The organism is Paenibacillus sp. NPDC058174 (assembly GCF_042883865.1).
Taxonomy (GTDB): domain Bacteria; phylum Bacillota; class Bacilli; order Paenibacillales; family Paenibacillaceae; genus Pristimantibacillus.
On sequence record NZ_JBHVUY010000001.1, the window covers coordinates 1532743 to 1548720 of the forward strand.

Annotated in this window: 21 protein-coding genes; 5 read left to right on the forward strand and 16 right to left on the reverse strand. The window is 51.0% G+C overall.

Annotation, left to right across the window (positions count from 1 at the left end):
• Positions 1–55 precede the first annotated feature (55 nt).
• The 5 genes from ACFVVF_RS07020 to ACFVVF_RS07040 all read right to left on the reverse strand — a co-directional run bounded on the left by ACFVVF_RS07020 (position 56) and on the right by ACFVVF_RS07040 (position 4193).
• Positions 56–1309 (reverse strand): aspartate kinase, encoded by a 1254-nt coding sequence (locus tag ACFVVF_RS07020; RefSeq protein WP_387806664.1) that lies wholly within the window; start codon positions 1307–1309, stop codon positions 56–58.
• A gap of 131 nt (positions 1310–1440) precedes the next feature.
• A complete protein-coding gene (efp, locus tag ACFVVF_RS07025; RefSeq protein ID WP_387806665.1) occupies positions 1441–1998 on the reverse strand; it encodes an elongation factor P in 558 nt (185 codons plus the stop codon).
• 36 nt (positions 1999–2034) lie between these two features.
• The gene (locus ACFVVF_RS07030; protein WP_387806667.1) at positions 2035–3108 is read right to left on the reverse strand and encodes a M24 family metallopeptidase; all 1074 of its coding nucleotides are present in this window, start codon (positions 3106–3108) and stop codon (positions 2035–2037) included.
• Positions 3109–3126: 18 nt separating this feature from the next.
• Positions 3127–3579 (reverse strand): type II 3-dehydroquinate dehydratase, encoded by a 453-nt coding sequence (gene aroQ, locus ACFVVF_RS07035; protein WP_387806669.1) that lies wholly within the window; start codon positions 3577–3579, stop codon positions 3127–3129.
• A 92-nt stretch (positions 3580–3671) separates the two neighbouring features.
• A complete protein-coding gene (locus tag ACFVVF_RS07040; protein WP_387806671.1) occupies positions 3672–4193 on the reverse strand; it encodes a YqhR family membrane protein in 522 nt (173 codons plus the stop codon).
• A gap of 219 nt (positions 4194–4412) precedes the next feature.
• On the opposite strand from ACFVVF_RS07040, the gene ACFVVF_RS07045 reads away from it, so the two are divergent.
• Complete coding sequence (locus ACFVVF_RS07045) at positions 4413–5384, forward strand: DUF1385 domain-containing protein (protein WP_387806673.1); 972 nt, start codon at positions 4413–4415, stop codon at positions 5382–5384.
• 19 nt (positions 5385–5403) lie between these two features.
• The gene (locus ACFVVF_RS07050; protein ID WP_387806675.1) at positions 5404–5706 is read left to right on the forward strand and encodes a hypothetical protein; all 303 of its coding nucleotides are present in this window, start codon (positions 5404–5406) and stop codon (positions 5704–5706) included.
• 77 nt (positions 5707–5783) lie between these two features.
• On the opposite strand, the gene mntR is transcribed toward ACFVVF_RS07050, so the two are convergent.
• Complete coding sequence (gene mntR / locus ACFVVF_RS07055) at positions 5784–6209, reverse strand: transcriptional regulator MntR (RefSeq protein ID WP_387806676.1); 426 nt, start codon at positions 6207–6209, stop codon at positions 5784–5786.
• Positions 6210–6411: 202 nt separating this feature from the next.
• On the opposite strand from mntR, the gene splB reads away from it, so the two are divergent.
• The gene (gene splB / locus ACFVVF_RS07060) at positions 6412–7482 is read left to right on the forward strand and encodes a spore photoproduct lyase (protein WP_387806678.1); all 1071 of its coding nucleotides are present in this window, start codon (positions 6412–6414) and stop codon (positions 7480–7482) included.
• 10 nt (positions 7483–7492) lie between these two features.
• On the opposite strand, the gene ACFVVF_RS07065 is transcribed toward splB, so the two are convergent.
• From ACFVVF_RS07065 to ACFVVF_RS07110, 10 genes are all read right to left on the reverse strand, one after another.
• Positions 7493–8209, reverse strand: coding sequence for a cytochrome c biogenesis CcdA family protein (locus ACFVVF_RS07065; protein ID WP_387806680.1), 717 nt, complete (start codon positions 8207–8209; stop codon positions 7493–7495).
• Positions 8210–8231: 22 nt separating this feature from the next.
• Positions 8232–9041, reverse strand: coding sequence for a metal ABC transporter permease (locus ACFVVF_RS07070; RefSeq protein ID WP_387808886.1), 810 nt, complete (start codon positions 9039–9041; stop codon positions 8232–8234).
• Positions 9025–9840 (reverse strand): metal ABC transporter ATP-binding protein, encoded by an 816-nt coding sequence (locus ACFVVF_RS07075; RefSeq protein WP_387806682.1) that lies wholly within the window; start codon positions 9838–9840, stop codon positions 9025–9027. The genes ACFVVF_RS07070 and ACFVVF_RS07075 overlap by 17 nt, the downstream gene beginning before the upstream one ends.
• Before the next feature lie 66 nt (positions 9841–9906).
• Complete coding sequence (locus tag ACFVVF_RS07080) at positions 9907–10896, reverse strand: metal ABC transporter substrate-binding protein (RefSeq protein ID WP_387806684.1); 990 nt, start codon at positions 10894–10896, stop codon at positions 9907–9909.
• Between the two features lie 226 nt (positions 10897–11122).
• Complete coding sequence (gene metG, locus ACFVVF_RS07085) at positions 11123–13126, reverse strand: methionine--tRNA ligase (protein WP_387806686.1); 2004 nt, start codon at positions 13124–13126, stop codon at positions 11123–11125.
• Positions 13127–13521: 395 nt separating this feature from the next.
• Entirely contained in the window at positions 13522–13791 is a 270-nt protein-coding gene (gene yidD, locus ACFVVF_RS07090) for a membrane protein insertion efficiency factor YidD (RefSeq protein ID WP_387806688.1), read from the reverse strand.
• Positions 13791–14198 carry a Fur family transcriptional regulator gene (locus tag ACFVVF_RS07095; RefSeq protein WP_387808889.1) on the reverse strand — a complete coding sequence of 136 codons (408 nt, stop codon included), beginning with the start codon at positions 14196–14198 and terminating at the stop codon, positions 13791–13793. The genes yidD and ACFVVF_RS07095 overlap by 1 nt, the downstream gene beginning before the upstream one ends.
• Before the next feature lie 147 nt (positions 14199–14345).
• Positions 14346–14570 carry a hypothetical protein gene (locus ACFVVF_RS07100; RefSeq protein ID WP_387806690.1) on the reverse strand — a complete coding sequence of 75 codons (225 nt, stop codon included), beginning with the start codon at positions 14568–14570 and terminating at the stop codon, positions 14346–14348.
• Positions 14571–14602: 32 nt separating this feature from the next.
• Positions 14603–14803 (reverse strand): hypothetical protein, encoded by a 201-nt coding sequence (locus ACFVVF_RS07105; protein ID WP_188887524.1) that lies wholly within the window; start codon positions 14801–14803, stop codon positions 14603–14605.
• 154 nt (positions 14804–14957) lie between these two features.
• Positions 14958–15386 (reverse strand): Hsp20/alpha crystallin family protein, encoded by a 429-nt coding sequence (locus tag ACFVVF_RS07110; protein WP_387806692.1) that lies wholly within the window; start codon positions 15384–15386, stop codon positions 14958–14960.
• Positions 15387–15521: 135 nt separating this feature from the next.
• Here ACFVVF_RS07110 and ACFVVF_RS07115 point away from each other — a divergent pair, with 135 nt between their 5' ends.
• Together ACFVVF_RS07115 and ACFVVF_RS07120 are read left to right on the forward strand one after the other, a co-directional pair.
• Entirely contained in the window at positions 15522–15761 is a 240-nt protein-coding gene (locus tag ACFVVF_RS07115; RefSeq protein ID WP_387806694.1) for a spore germination protein, read from the forward strand.
• Positions 15758–15961, forward strand: a complete 204-nt coding sequence (locus tag ACFVVF_RS07120; RefSeq protein WP_387806695.1) for a spore germination protein GerPB — start codon at positions 15758–15760, stop codon at positions 15959–15961. Before ACFVVF_RS07115 ends, ACFVVF_RS07120 begins: the two co-directional genes overlap by 4 nt.
• Positions 15962–15978 lie beyond the last annotated feature (17 nt).

Sequence of the window (15978 nt, forward strand, 5' to 3'; positions counted from 1 at the left end):
CGAAAAAAGAGGCCACCCGCGGCAAGCGGATGGCCTCTTCTTTATTTCATTCCAATTATCTGCGGTCTTGCGGTCCGCCGACGAAAGCTTGCTCTGCCGTATCCAGGCCGTAAGCCGTGTGCAGCGCGCGCACAACATCAACCAGCGGCTCAGATGCGATTACACAGGAAACTTTAATTTCCGACGTGCTGACCAGCTTAATGCTAACGCCCAGTTCGGAAATCGCTGCGAACATCGTTGCAGCAACGCCAGGATTGCTGACCATGCCAGCGCCAACGATCGAAATTTTCACCAGATCGTCCTCCGAGGTTACTTCACGGAAAGGCACCTTCTCGCGGATGCTGTAAATGACTTCAACCGCTCTTTCCTTGTCGTCGCGGGACAAAGTGAAGGAGAAGTCGGCTTTGCCGTCCTGCACACCGCTTTGCACGATAATGTCTACATCAATTCCGTTATTCGCCAATTCGCCGAATACATTTGCGAGTACGCCCGGAACATCCTGAACGCCGAGAATGCTGATTCTTGCTACGTTTTTGTCAAATGCGATGCCTCGAACGACAACTCCCTGCTCCATGACCGCTTCCTCCTTCACACTTGTACCTTCGTTATGCGTAAAGCTGGAACGAACGACAAGCTTTACATTGTTATGCTTCGCATATTCCACCGCGCGGGGGTGCAATACCGCCGCTCCGAGATGGGCCAGCTCCAGCATTTCGTCATACGAAATTTCATTCAGCTTGCGTGCGCATTTCACGACGCGCGGGTCTGTCGAATAAACGCCGTCGACGTCTGTAAAAATTTCACATACATCCGCTTCAACAGCAGCCGCAAGCGCAACTGCAGTCGTGTCGGAGCCGCCGCGTCCGAGCGTCGTAATGTCGCCATCCTCCGACATGCCTTGGAAGCCTGCCACGATGACGATATTGCCTTGATCAAGCTCCTTGTGCAAACGTTCCGGACGAATGTCCGTAATTTTCGCCTTGCTGTGTACCGCTTCCGTACGGATGCCCGCTTGCCAGCCAGTCAGCGATACCGCTTTATGGCCAAGCTGATGAATGGTCATCGACAAAAGCGCAACCGATATTTGTTCACCGGTCGTAAGAAGCATATCCATCTCACGCGCCGGCGGATTCGGATTAAGCAGCTTAGACTGGTCAATTAAATCATCCGTTGTATCTCCCATTGCGGATACGACAACCACGACGCGGTTACCCGCCTGCTGGCTTTCAATTATCCGTTTTGCAACCCGCTGCATCCGCTCCGGTGTTCCTACCGAGCTTCCGCCAAACTTCATCACTATCAACGACAAAGCTGATTCACTCCCCAACCTTGACATATACATACAAGTCGATATTATATCACATTAACCGCCTGTCTGGGTATATGCAACTATAAAAAAACCGCCCAATCCTCAGGATTGGACGGTCACTGCCCCCGATACTAAGCGCGGGAGATGTATTTGCCTTCGCGTGTATCGACCAACAGAACGTCGCCTTCGTTGATGAACAGCGGCACTTGAACGTTCAGGCCAGTTTCGACCTTCGCGCTTTTCGTAGCGCCTTGCGCCGTGTTGCCTTTAACGCCTGGCTCTGTTTCTGTTACTTTCAGCTCAACGCTGTTCGGCATTTGAATACCGATAATTTCGCCTTGGTAGCTGGAAATATTTACGTTCATATTTTCTTTCAGGAAGTTAAGCTCCCATTCCAGCTGCTTCTGGCTCAGAGCGAACTGGTCGTAAGTTTCGTTGTCCATGAACGTGTACTCATCGCCCGAGTTGTACAGGTATTGTACTTCACGGTTTTCGATGATGGCACGGCCAATGCTTTCGCCCGCACGGAAAGTTTTCTCCACAACGTTGCCGTTGCGCAGGTTTTTCAATTTGGAGCGCACGAATGCTGCGCCTTTGCCCGGTTTAACGTGCTGGAACTCAGTTACCGAGAAAATATCGCCGTCCACTTCGACGGTCAAGCCTGTTTTAAAATCATTTACTGAAATCACTTGTATTTCCCTCCTGATATTTGCTTGGAATAGTCCTTAACCCAGAGTAAGAAGCTCTTTCGGGGATGAGGTTAATATTTTAATACCGGATTCCGTTATGACGATATCATCCTCGATCCGTACTCCGCCGAAGCCGGGGAGATAGATGCCGGGCTCAACCGTCACCGTCATGCCGGGGGTTAAAATCATGTCGCTAAGCTTGGACAATCTAGGCTGCTCATGCACTTCCATGCCAAGGCCGTGTCCGGTGCTGTGCCCGAATTGATCGCCATAGCCGTATTTCGCAATGATGTCTCTTGCGAGCGCATCCGCTTCTTTGCCTGTCATGCCCGGCCGGATATGCTCCAGCGCATGCAATTGAGCTTCCAGCACGATGCCGTATATTTCCCGGTGCTTAGCTGTTGGTTCGCCTACGACGACCGTACGGGTCAAGTCCGAGCAATATCCCCTGTAATAAGCGCCAAAGTCGAGCGTTACGAATTCATTCTTGCCGATCAGCCGGTCGCTTGCAACGCCATGAGGCAGCGCTGATCTTTCTCCCGACGCTACGATCGTCTCGAACGAGGTTGACGAAGCGCCATGGCTGCGCATGTACATTTCAAGCTCCAGTGCGATGTCAGACTCTCTGACTCCCGGCTGAAGCAGCTTTTGTACATGGCTAAATGCCGCATCGGCCAAATCCGCCGCTTCTTTCATAATGCGCAGCTCATCTTCATCCTTAATCATCCGAAGCTGCTCTACCAGACCAGCCGCCGGCTTTAACACAACTCCGTCAAGCTGCTCGCTCCAGGCAGCATATTCGCCATATGACACCTGATCTTGCTCAAACGCAAGCTCGCAAATTCCGCTTGCTGCAAGCAGCTCGCGTACGCTGTCCATAACACGCGGTCCATGCTCAATGACTTTGAACCCGGCCGCTTGCTGCGGAGCTTGCGTCATATACCGGAAGTCGGTCAGCAAAAAACTGTCCTGATTCGTGATGACCACAGTACCGGAAGATCCCGTAAAGCCGCTTAAATAATTCCGATTGTGGCTGCTGCCGATGAGGATTGCTTCAAAGCCCTGCTCAGCCATCGATTGACGCAGTCGTTCGACTCTCGCATTCGCCATTTGCTATCCCTTCCTTCCTTAAGCTGTATTCCGATCCTGCTGGAGCTTGCGTACAAGCGCCGTCAGTCCCAGCTCGTAGCTTTGTCCGCCGAAGCCGGCAATCTGGCCTACGGCAACGGGCGCGATAACCGACGTATGCCGGAACGCTTCCCGTTTATGAATGTTAGACAGATGCACTTCAACGACGGGCAGCGCCACTGTCGAGAAAGCATCTCTTAACGCGTAGCTGTAATGCGTCAGCGCTCCCGGATTGATCAGGAAGCCGTCGGCATTGCCAAATGCGCTATGTATCCGGTCAATGAGCGCGCCTTCGTGGTTGGACTGGAAAAAATCCAGCTCAACGCCCAGCTCGGAAGCTTGGCTTAACAGCGCGGCTTCGATCTCGGCAAGCGTCTCCGTCCCGTATACGCCAGGCTCGCGAATGCCCAGCATGTTCAAGTTCGGTCCGTTCAATACTACAATTTTCAGCATACTCGCACCCCCAACCAGCCGATTATGGCCTGTCGCCAAAGATCACAAGACATTTTACCACAAATGCCCGCCGCTTGAGAAGCTGAAACTGTTTAGTACGCTCCAACAGGCTCACGAGAAGCTTCATCGGTAAATTCAAAGGCCGTAGAATAGCCGATAAACAATCCCCACAGCAGAAATACGCACAGCTCTGTTACAAACGTATTCCAGCCCGCCATCCTGATCGGCTGAGAAATATGGAGCATGGGACCGGCAAACACGAAAATGATGATCCACCACAGGAAGCCGTACAGTACACCCGGCCATGGACCGCGCAGCCTGCGGAATAAAAAGTAATACAAATGTGCGGCAATAATAGAGAATAGGATGTAGCAGCCAATACCTACAGCCATCCCCCAATACGTCTTAAGAAAGCTGCTGCGGAAAAAAGGATCCGCCATAATGCCCGGCAGCTCTTTCGTAAATTTGAATTCGTACAGCATCCAGCGGATCAGGCCCCAGATTAGTCCGGCAAAAAAACCGATCGTCAGTTCGAACAGAAAAGGGTTCGTATGGTGATGCAGCCTGTCTTCTTTGCTTCCCGCCAATTTCCGGTCAGCAGCTTTGTTAGCCATGTATGTATCCCTGCTTTCCGTTTAAAGGTTATAGCCCTATTATGTGAAAAACGATAGTCGGCTAACCGTTTGGAAGGAAAGTCCGCAGCGCCCCGCAAGCCAAACGATGCCGTTGGCAATTGGCCTATAGATCAAGTACAATAGAAGCAAAGCAATAATGACAACGATAACTTGTGTTCCGTTCGGGATTCAAGCAACTTAAGGAAGGTGACCTGTCTCTTGTCTCAAAACTCCAAAAGCATTTACGGCGGACAAGCGGTAATTGAAGGCGTTATGTTCGCAGGCAAACATGTGAATGTAACGGCGGTTCGGCGTAAAAATGACGAAATCGTCTTTCTTGAGGTTCCGAGAACGACTCGTAATTGGGTACAGCGATTGAAAAAAATTCCGCTTGTACGCGGTGTGGTTGGCATTATCGAATCCAGCGCCAAGGGCTCGCAGCATTTGAACTTCTCTATGGAGAACTATGCGGAGGATGAAGCCGCTGATGAAGCAGCGAAAAACCCGGAAGCGGCAGCGAAACAAGCCGAGAAGAAAAAAGAAGGCTCGGGCTGGAGTCTCAGCATGCTTGTCGGCGTAGCCGTCGCAGGCGTATTGTCCTTCGTATTCGGCAAGCTCATCTTCACGGCGGTACCGGCTGCGCTCGAAAGTCTTCTGTTCGAGAATGTATTCGAAAACAAAGTCGGGCATAATTTGTTAGAAGGACTTATTAAAATCATTCTGCTGCTCTCCTACCTCTACCTGATGTCGATGACGCCGATTATCAAACGGCTGTTCCAATATCATGGTGCTGAGCATAAAGTCATTACAGCCTACGAAGCAGGCGAGGATTTAACGGTTAAAAATGTGCAAAAATACAGCCGTCTCCATTATCGCTGCGGCAGCAGCTTCATTATTTTCACAGTTATCGTAGGCGTAATTATCTACTCGCTTCCGATTTTCACTTGGGATACGATTTGGGAACGGATTTATATCCGCATTCTGCTGCTCCCTCTTGTACTTGGCATTTCTTACGAGGTGCTGAGATGGACGAACGCACTGCGTGAAACGCCTGTACTGCGTTACCTTGGCTATCCTGGACTTTGGCTCCAGCTTCTTACGACTAAAGAGCCTAAGGACGATCAGGTTGCAGTATCCATCGCTTCCTTCAACCGGATGCGTGAGCTTGACCAGCAAATGACTAAAAACTAAGGCAAAGGACGGGAAGCATATGGCTAATCTTCCGCGAGGGTGGAGTATTACGACCGTCATCGTCGTCATCTTGTTCGCGATCGGGCTGTTAGACAGCTTCACGTCGAACCCTGCAGCATATCTCATTCCGATCGTCGTGCTGGGCGGTATTTTCCTGCTCTATAAATTCCCTCCCTCCAGTTGGGGAAGAGGCGCGAATCCAAAGCAGCCGTATGTGAAGCAGAACCGGACACAGCCGCGGCAAAAGCCGAAATCCCGCACCGTTCCTTTTCGTGTCATTAACGGCGGCAAGGACGATGACGACACGCCGAAATATCATTGATGCTTCGCAAGAAGCGTTACACATGACAAAACGAAAGAAGCCTGCCAATCCGGCAGGCTTCTTTCGTTTTGTCATCGCTATTCTGAGGTTTCCAGCTCTTCGCGAATGCCCTTTAATTCTTCCATACGGGCCGGATCGCGGTGGAAATATTCAACCAACGTCTCAATGCAGGTTATCGAATCCCAGCTTAAATGATGCTCAATGCCTTCCACGTCGCGATAAATGTTCTCTTCCTGTACGCCAATCAGCGTCAGAAACGACTCCAGCAGTTGATGGCGGTCAACCAGACGCTTACCCATCTTCTTCCCTTTGCTCGTAAGAACAAGCCCGCGATATTTCTCGTAAATTAAATAGTTGTCTTTGTCCAGCTTCTGGATCATCTTCGTAACAGACGACGGATGAACTTCAAGCCCTTCCGCGATATCTGATACGCGTGCGTACCCCTTTTCGTCGATAAGCTTATAAATACGTTCCAAGTAGTCTTCCATGCTCGGAGTCGGCAATGAAGAACCCCCTAACCCAACTTCTTACACCTTGTCTCTCAGGCGTTACTCTTAGTATCATACACCGTTTTCAATCCGCTCTGCAACTTATTCTCAATTGGCTGCCATTTCGCCGACAGCGTTATTTCTTGTAACTCCCTGTTTGCCAAAGGCGCTGGCGTCCCACACTAAAGAAATCATTTATTTAACGGGAGGGTATCCGATGGCAACAACTGTAATTGAAAAGCCAAACGTCGACCGAAGCGAGCTTTCCTTCATTCCCGATCTTGTTTACTTTGAGCCAGGTGCGCTGGAATACCCGAAGGGCAAGCGGATTATGGCATGGGTTGAAAAGGAAGGCATCCCCTTCCGGATGACCACCTCCCATAACCGGATAACGAACCTGCCAGGCGACAGCGAGCTGGAGCAATACCGCATTGCCAAACGAACGCTTGTTGTCGGCGTGCGGAAAACGTTGAAATTCGATCAATCGAAGCCTTCCGCTGAATATGCGATTCCCATCGCGACAGGCTGCATGGGGCACTGTCATTATTGCTACTTACAGACGACGTTAGGCTCCAAGCCTTACATTCGCGTATACGTCAATATCGATGAGATTCTGCAAGCGGCTCAAGGATATATCGACGAGCGTGAACCGGAAATTACCCGTTTCGAAGCGGCCTGCACCTCCGACCCTGTCGGTCTGGAGCCCATTACCGGCAGTCTGCGCGAGCTGATCGAATATATGGGAGAGCAGCCGCTCGGCCGTCTCCGGTTCGTGACCAAGTTCCATCATGTTGATTCGCTGCTGGATGCCAAGCATAACGGGCATACCCGTATCCGTTTCAGCGTCAATTCCAAATATGTCATCAAGCATTTCGAGCCTGCGACCTCCCGCTTCGAGCAGCGGATTGAAGCAGCTGCCAAAGTAGCCAAAGCAGGGTATCCGATGGGCTTTATAATCGCGCCGATTATTTGGCATGACGGCTGGGAAGAGGGTTATGCCGAGCTGCTGAAGACATTAGCCGAGGCGCTTCCTGAAGAAGCCAAAAACGGCGACCTGACCTTTGAGCTTATTCAGCACCGGTTCACAAAGACTGCGAAAAATGTAATTGAGAAGCGTTATCCGAAGACGAAGCTGGAGATGGATATCGAGAAGCGGAAGTATAAGTGGGGGCGCTGGGGGCAGGGCAAATATGTATACCCTGATGAACAAGCCTATGCGCTCCGCATGTTTATATCGGAGCGCATATTCGAGTATTTCCCGAACGCGAAGATCGAGTATTTCACATAGCTTGCCGGTCTTAAAACTTAAGCCAATCTGGTGTAACCAGATTCAGCCAGATGGTGATTTTGGTCATTTGGTTCGTGAACAGCAAAATACCCATCAGAATCATAACACCGCCGCCAATCTTCATAACGAGCGAAGAATATTTAAGCAGCCAGCGGGCGGAGCCGAGGAAAAAGGCCAATGCAAAAAACGGAATGGCAAAGCCCAAAGCATAAGCCGTCGTCAACTGGAACCAAGTGCCCGGCTCTGATGCGGCAAGCGCCAGGATGGCAGTAAGTGCAGGACCAATACAAGGTGTCCAGCCAGCAGAGAAGCCGATTCCGAAAATAAACGAGCCGATAAAGCCGGATCTTTTGTTCGGATCGATGTTAAATCTCCGCTCTTTCATCAGAACCTGCGGCTGGAAAATGCCAACGAGAAACAGCCCCATTAAAACGATCAGAATCGCGGACAGCTTGCGAATGACATCTGCATATTCGCTGAAAAACTCCGCGAACACGTTAGAGCCGTAGCCCAGCGTGTAATAGACGGTGCAAAATCCGAGAATGAAAAAAAGCGTATGCGTCATCGTGCGGATGCGCATTTTTTTCGTCTGCTGATTTTGCTTAAGATCACTTACAGAAATACCGGTTATGTAAGATAAATAAGACGGATACAAGGGCAGACAGCATGGCGAGATAAAAGAAGCCAAGCCGGCGCCGAACGCCAGCCAAATATTGATGTCACTCAATGGTTATGCACCTCTGTCGAAGTTAACTGCCCGTCCTCAGGCCTGGCTTGAACAGGATCAGGACGAGTAAAATTGCAATCAAAAGCAGTACAATTGTGCCGCCGGGCGCCAAATTCCATACTCCGGCGATCAGAAGGCCAAAGACAACAGCCAACTCTCCGATGATAACAACTGCAAAGATCGTTTGCCGGAAGCTGCGGGCGATAATAAGGCTGCATGCTGCCGGAATCGTCAGCAATGCCGATACGAGCAAGGCGCCAACGATCTTAATAGATGCACTAATAACGAGCGCGGTAAGCACGCTAATCATAACATTATAGAACCGGACGGGCAAGCCGCTTACAGCTGCTGCGTCCTCGTCAAACGTAAGCAGGAACAGCTCTTTGACCTGCGTCCGCATGGCAACAAGAACAACAACTGTCACGATCGCGATCGTGACAATGTCAATATTGCCGAGCGTGTAGATGCTGCCGAACAAATAACCGTTGACGTTGACGTTAAACCCCTTGCCAAGCGTAAATAAAATCGAAGCGAGCGCAACGCCGCCTGACATTATAATGGCAATGGACAGCTCTGCATATGTCTTATAAGCTTTGCGCAGCTTCTCAATGGCGAAGGAAGCAGCGATGGCGAACAGCAAGCCGACTGCAACCGGATAGACGCCGATTAGAAAACCAAGCGCTACCCCTGCTATCGATACATGAGACAGCGTATCGCCGATCATCGACAACCGTCTAAGCACTAAAAAAATGCCGATCAACGGCGCTGTAATACCGATCAGCACGCCTCCGATGAGCGCACGCTGAAAAAACTCACTACCCAATATCTCCAACAACCGCAACTACCTCTTTCCTGCTCTCCATTTGCTGACGCAGCCCTCTCAAGCTATGCGTTAAATCATTCTCCACACAATCCTGAAGCTCATGAGAATGCTTTTTGTAAAATTTCAGCTTGCCGCTTTCGGCAACCGGTCTTTCTCCCAAGTAAGAACGGATCATATCCATATCATGGGATACCATCAGAAACGTAATATTATGATGCTGATGCATATGCTTGATCATATGGAAGAAGCCTTCCTGCGTTTCGGTATCGATGCCGACTGTAGGCTCATCCAGAATGAGCAGAGACGGATTGTTGATCAGAGCTCTTGCCAGAAAGACACGCTGCTGCTGTCCTCCGGAAAGCTGGCCGATCCGCTTGCCTGCCAGATCTTCAATATTCATCGCATGCAGCGCATCCTCGCATTTGATTTGATCGGCTTTGCCGATCGAACGGAATATTTTATTGCGCCCGTATAGTCCCGACAGCACCACTTCGCGAACCGTGGCCGGAAACAGCGGGTTGAACGAATTTTTTTGCGGCACATAGCCGATGCGGTCCCAGGCCTTGAAGCGCGAGACGGGCTCGCCGAACAGGCGGATAACGCCGCTCTCCGGCTTCAGCAGTCCGACGATCATGCGGAGCAGCGTCGTTTTGCCAGCACCATTAGAGCCGATTAAACCGACGAAATCCCGTTCCTTGACTGAGAAGTCGAGGCCGGTAATGACCCGCTGCTGCTGGTAGGAGAAGGTTACGCCTTCGAGTGAAATGATATCTTGATGACAGGCATCGCCCGTTTGATTTTGCAGCATAGTACACCTCTTTCTCTATTCAAAGCAGACAAACCCGGCGCGTCGGCCGAGTTTTGTCCTATCATCCTATTGTAATGCCTTAATCAAATTTTGCAAATTGGCTTCCATAAGTGTAATGTAGTCATCTCCGCGCTTTTCCTGCTCCGGTGTCAGGCCTTCGATCGGATTAAGGACCATCGTATCGACCTTTGCTTCGCTTGCCAGCGTATTCGCAAGCGTCGGGGACACCAGCTCCTCGAAGAAAATGTAGCGAATATCATTTTCCTTGACGAATTTCGCAATTTGGAGCAAATCCTGCGCTCTCGGCTCCGCATCCGGGGACAGTCCCATAACCGCAGTCTGTCTCAAGCCGTAATCTCTAGCCAGATAACCAAACGCCTGATGAGACGTTACGATATCTTTCTTCGAAGTTTTGGACAGCTCTGTCTGGAATTGCTGATCCAACGCTTCAAGCTTCGCATGCAGCGCAGCGTAATTGTCCTCATAGCTTGCTTTGTTGGCCGGATCTACCTCGACGAGGCTGTTTTTCACATTTTCCGCCATTTGCATCATCGACTTCGGGCTTACCCATGTATGCGGATCAACGTCGAGATCATGGCTGTGTCCGTGGTCGTCATGCTCTTCGCCTTCATGCCCTTCCTCTTCGTGCTCTTCCTCCGGATTGCCTTTAATAAGCGTAATGCCCTTGCTCATCTCGGCCGTCACGAGCTCGCTTTTCTTCGACAAGCCTTTAAGAAAATTATCAGTCCAGCCTTCAAGTCCGGCACCGTTATACAGGAACAGCTGCGCCTTGGATGAAAGATCTAAATCCTGACTCTTCGGTGACCAGTCATGCGGCTCCACACCAGCCGGCACCAAGTTGACGGCATTTACCTTGTCGCCTCCGATTTCGGAAGCTAAGTAGTAGAGCGGGTAAAAGGTCGTAACCACGTTTGTCTTGCCTTCCACTATTTTACCGCCCGAGCCGCTGCCGCATGCGGCAATAACAAGTGCAAAAGCAGCCAGCAGCATCGCAGCTGCAGAAATTCGAATTGAGCTTGCAGTTTTATTTCTCATAAGTAGGCTTCTCCCATTTCTATGTTCTTGTTAGTAATCGTTACTATTACGATTTACATTATATAAGCGGCTAATAGACACTGTCAACCCTAAATCTCATAACTATTTTTACTATACTCGCCTCCATTCCAGCCTATACACTTCGCACCATACAATTAGAATTAGGCAAAAAAAGGCCGTCAAAGGAGCTTCTGCCCCTTTGACGGCTGCTAGTTGCGATTACGATTTACTTCACGATTGCGCCGTTAGGCATGTCATCCGGTACCGTAGCAAGCGTCAGCTGCTCGCCCTTGGATGCCGCCAGTATCATCCCTTGCGACAGCTCTCCGCGAAGCTTGACCGGCTTCAAGTTCGTTACGACGATCACCTTGCGGCCAACCAGCTGCTCCGGTGTGTAGAACTTAGCAATGCCGGATACGACTTGACGCTGCTCATAGCCCAGATCCAATTGCAGCTTCAGCAATTTATCGGCTTTTTTCACCGGCTCGGCAGAGATAACTTGCCCTACACGAAGCTCCACCTTGGCGAATTCGTCAATGCCAATCTCTTCTTTATGCTCGATCTCTTCCTCTTCGTCCGCAGCGCCATTAGCCGCAGAAGCTTGAGCGGCAGCCGGAGCTTCCGCCTGAGCCGAAGCGCCTCCCCCCATCGCTGCTGCGATGTAGGCCACTTCTTCAGCCGATTCCAAGCGCGGGAATATCGGTGAGCCTTTGCTAACCTGCGTACCGCCAGGCAGCTGCCCGAATTGCTTCGCGCTCTCCCACTCTGTCAGCTCTCCCGCTTCCAGGCCAAGCTGCTTCCACAGCTCACGCGGCGCATGAGTCAGGAACGGCTGAAGCAGGATCGAGGCAATACGGAGCGATTCCGCCAAATGATGCATAACCGAAGCAAGCTCTTCCCGCTTGCCTTCATCCTTCGCAAGCGCCCAAGGCTGTGTTTCGTCGATATATTTATTCGTACGGCTTACAAACTGCCAGATCGCAGCAAGCGCCACGGAAAACTCCATGTTCTCCATCGCCGCCTCTACTTGCTCTACCGTCTGTACGGAAAGCTGCTGCAGCTGCTCGTCGAATTCGGTTACCTTGCCTGCGAATGCCGGAATTGCACCATCAAAATATTTGTCGATCATCGCCACTGTCCGGTTAAGCAAATTGCCAAGGTCATTCGCCAAATCGAAGTTGATCCGGTCGACAAAGTTTTCAGGCGTGAACGTGCCGTCCGCGCCAAAAGGCACTTCTCGCAGCAGGTAGTAACGAACCGCATCCAGACCGTAGCGGTCGATCAGCGTCACCGGATCAACGACGTTGCCCTTCGATTTCGACATTTTGCCGTCCTTCATAAGGAGCCAGCCATGAGCAAACACTTTTTTTGGCACAGGCAGTCCAAGCGCCATCAGCATAATCGGCCAATAAATCGTATGGAAGCGTACAATTTCCTTGCCCACAAGATGTACATCTGCAGGCCAGTATTTCGCATATTTCGCGCTTTCCTCGCCCTCTTGTCCGTAGCCCAATGCCGTAATATAGTTGGAGAGCGCGTCAATCCATACATAGATGACATGCTTCGCATCGCCCGGCACTTTAACGCCCCAGTCGAAGGTCGTCCGCGATACGGCCAGATCTTCCAAGCCCGGCTTAATAAAGTTGTTGATCATTTCATTTTTGCGGGATTCCGGCTGAATGAACTGAGGGTTGTCCTCATACAGCTTCAGCAGGCGGTCTGCATATTTGCTCATCCGGAAGAAATAGCTTTCTTCCTTCACAAGCTCAACAGGACGTCCGCAGTCCGGACAGTTGCCGTTCACAAGCTGGCGTTCCAGGAAGAACGATTCACATGGTGTACAGTACCAGCCTTCATATTCCCCTTTATAAATATCATCCTGCTTGAGCAGCTGCTCGAAAATTCGCTCTACAACGACTTTATGGCGCGGCTCTGTCGTGCGAATGAAATCATCATTGGAAATTTCCAGCTTTGCCCACAGCTCTTTAATGCCAACGACAATGTCATCAACGAATTGCTGCGGCGTTTTCCCGTTCTCTTCTGCTTTGCGCTCAATTTTTTGTCCATGCTCATCCGTACCGGTCAAATACCAGACATCATAACCGCGCAGCCGCTTGTAGCGGGCCATTGCATCCCCTGCCACAGTCGTGTAGGCGTGACCGATATGAAGCTTGTCGCTTGGGTAATAAATCGGCGTCGTAATATAAAAGCTTTTGTTAGATTCCGTCATCTCTATTCCTCCTTAATATTAAAAACAGAACGCAAAAAACTCCCGTCCAACATGGGACGAGAGTTACGAACTCACGCGGTACCACCCAAATTCCAATCATGCGTGCCTATCCGCTTGGATAAACCGCGCATCATTGCTTCGTGTGCCGTCGATGTAGACGGCATAGCCTTTATCACTGGCTTAGCGCCATTCCCTTACCACGCCATCGCGGCTCGAAAATGATTCCTCCGGGACCATTTTCCGATGTTGTCCTATACCGGCTTGCAGCGTCTTGCCCGGCTCTCTGTTCTAGGACGATCATTCACAATCATCATCGTACTTATCCGTTCATCGGACTGTTATTTTGCAATTATTAACCTTTATAGTTCAAAATATAACCGCAACCTGCAAGCCTGTCAAGCTCCCTCATGGCCATTCGGCTGCTCCTCGCCGGGTGCCGGCGGGACCGGGTCGAAGCCGCCGGGATGAAAGGGATGGCAGCGTGCGATCCGTTTCGCCGCAAGCCATGACCCGCGGACGGCGCCATGCTTCTCCAGCGCTTCAAGCGCGTAAGCGGAGCAAGTGGGGTAGAACCGGCACGTCGGGGGCTTCAAGGGGGACAGCACCTTGCGGTAAAAGACGATCGGCGCCTGCAGCACCCTTCTCGCTTTCGGCTGCCCGGACATTAGCCTTCTCCCTGAGCCGGCTCGTCTTGCCCGCAATCCTTGCAGTAGCCAAACACCTCGAACTTATGCTTTACAACTTTGAAATCATCCGGCACAATCGTCTGCTCCATCGGGCAGTACGTAATCGGATACGTTCTGCCGCACTGCAAACAGATCATATGATGGTGATGGTCATGCTCCCGGCAATGCAGCTTGAACTTGACGCCCTCCTCGAACACTACCTGCTCTAGTACGCCCAGTTCCTCCATCACGCGCAAATTGCGATAGACGGTATCGAAGCTGAGTCCGGTATAGGACTTGCCCATATATTCGTAAACGGCTTTAGGCGCCAAATATCCCGGAGACTCCGCGAACAATTTCGCCAGCGTTTTTCGTTGATCGGTTATGCGCAGCCCTTGGCTTGCCATCTTCTGCACGATTTCTTCATACGTATGCAATGAATAAAACCTCCGCATATAGATATTCTCTCTCCATAATGACGAAAAAAAAGACTCTCGTCAATGAGAGCCCTCCGTAAAACTCTTTTCATAGACCTCCGCGGCCTTTTAATAACGCTACCCGTTAAGCCGCATATTGATCAGAAAGCTGGCGCTCATCGCAATCAGCAGGGCGATGGAGACGATCGCCGTCGCATTGCGGCGCGCCTTGGCACGCTGCAGCTTGTCCGGCTCGCTTGTGTTCGCCGCCGCTTCCGATACGGAGCGCTGCATGAATAAGAACATGATCAGGGAGACGACAAACAGTATATTAATGAAAAACCATATAGCCGTCCATAGCATAGTTGACCCCTCCAATCAGCAAGACGGGTCCGTCACAGGAACCACTTGTTTAATATGAGCATAAACCCGACAAAGCTGACGATAGCGCCTGCGAAGCTGATCCACCCCGCGCGGAAGCGCTGCTGGAACATTCGCAATATTCCAAAGCTAAGCAATCCGAATATAAGCAATAAGAAGACGACCCCAAGTATGAATAAAGTCGCCGATACGCTGCTGACATCGACTAAAGACACGCCCTACACTCCCCTATGTAATGATAGAAACGGCTTTGTAAGCCTTTGCCGTTCCGCTCGCTATATAGCATTATAAGGGATTATGCAAGGTTTATCCAGCCGCAATCCGGTAGATTTCGTGACAGTATGAGCAGCTTTAGCAGCTATAGCCACGCTACCAGCGAATATCCGCTTCATAATAAGTGCGGGCGCCCGGGCGCTTGCGCAGCTTCACCTGCAAAATGCCGTTTTTAACCAGTGCCCGGCATATTCTTGGTTTCACAGGCTTCGGCAGCTTCACCGTCTCGGTCCGGTTTTCCGGCAGTCCCTCAATGCGAATCCGGTCCTCCCTTACATAAAGCTTCATCTCATCGCGCTTCACACCGGGCGGCAAAGGAAATTTAACGATGACGAAGTGATGGGTTTCAAAAAAAGAAGGATCATCCGCTTGGCTAGTCATCACTCCAGCCGCTTCAGGCAGCGCTTTTGTCATCATTTTACGGACAAATTGCTCCACCCAATCAGGCTCTTTGAGCACGTCGAACCCTTTTGGGAGCTTTTGCCCCTCCATCCATCGTTCAAGATCATCCCACTTGGACGTCATCGCATTCACCTCCCTCTCACAACATATGCCGGTCTGGGCGTTAGCGCCACATTACAGCATCGGACTCACGGAACCTCTAGGCGAATGCCGCATACGATGTAGCATACCGTAATACCGTAAAAGGAGTGAACGCGCATGCCATCCATCGTCGGTTTTGTCAAAATCGTCAGCACAGGCTCCAGCTCTATCGTACAATTCGGCGATTCCGTACAGCTATCGCCATCAAGCACTTCCAAAACCTATGCCGGCTCCGGCTCCTTCCTGACAGGCAGCCTCGCCAATGCGAACAACGCTGTCAGCGCAACCAATACGCTTGATCCTGACGTACAGGACAGCACACAGAACGAGATCGGCACGGGAGTCAACGTTATATGAACTGGACGATTCATCAGACGATTACGATTAAGCAGCTGCGTGTCGACAGCGTCTCGAACAGCTCTGTGCTTCAGATCGGGAGCGCAGGTTCGATCCGTTCATTGTCCCAGCTTTATAATACGGGAGGCTTTACGGGTCCAGCCGCGCAGCTTGGCCAGGAGAATCCGCTTTCCTTCGTTCCGCTGCCTAATCCCTCATAGACAGGAGGCCATCCAAC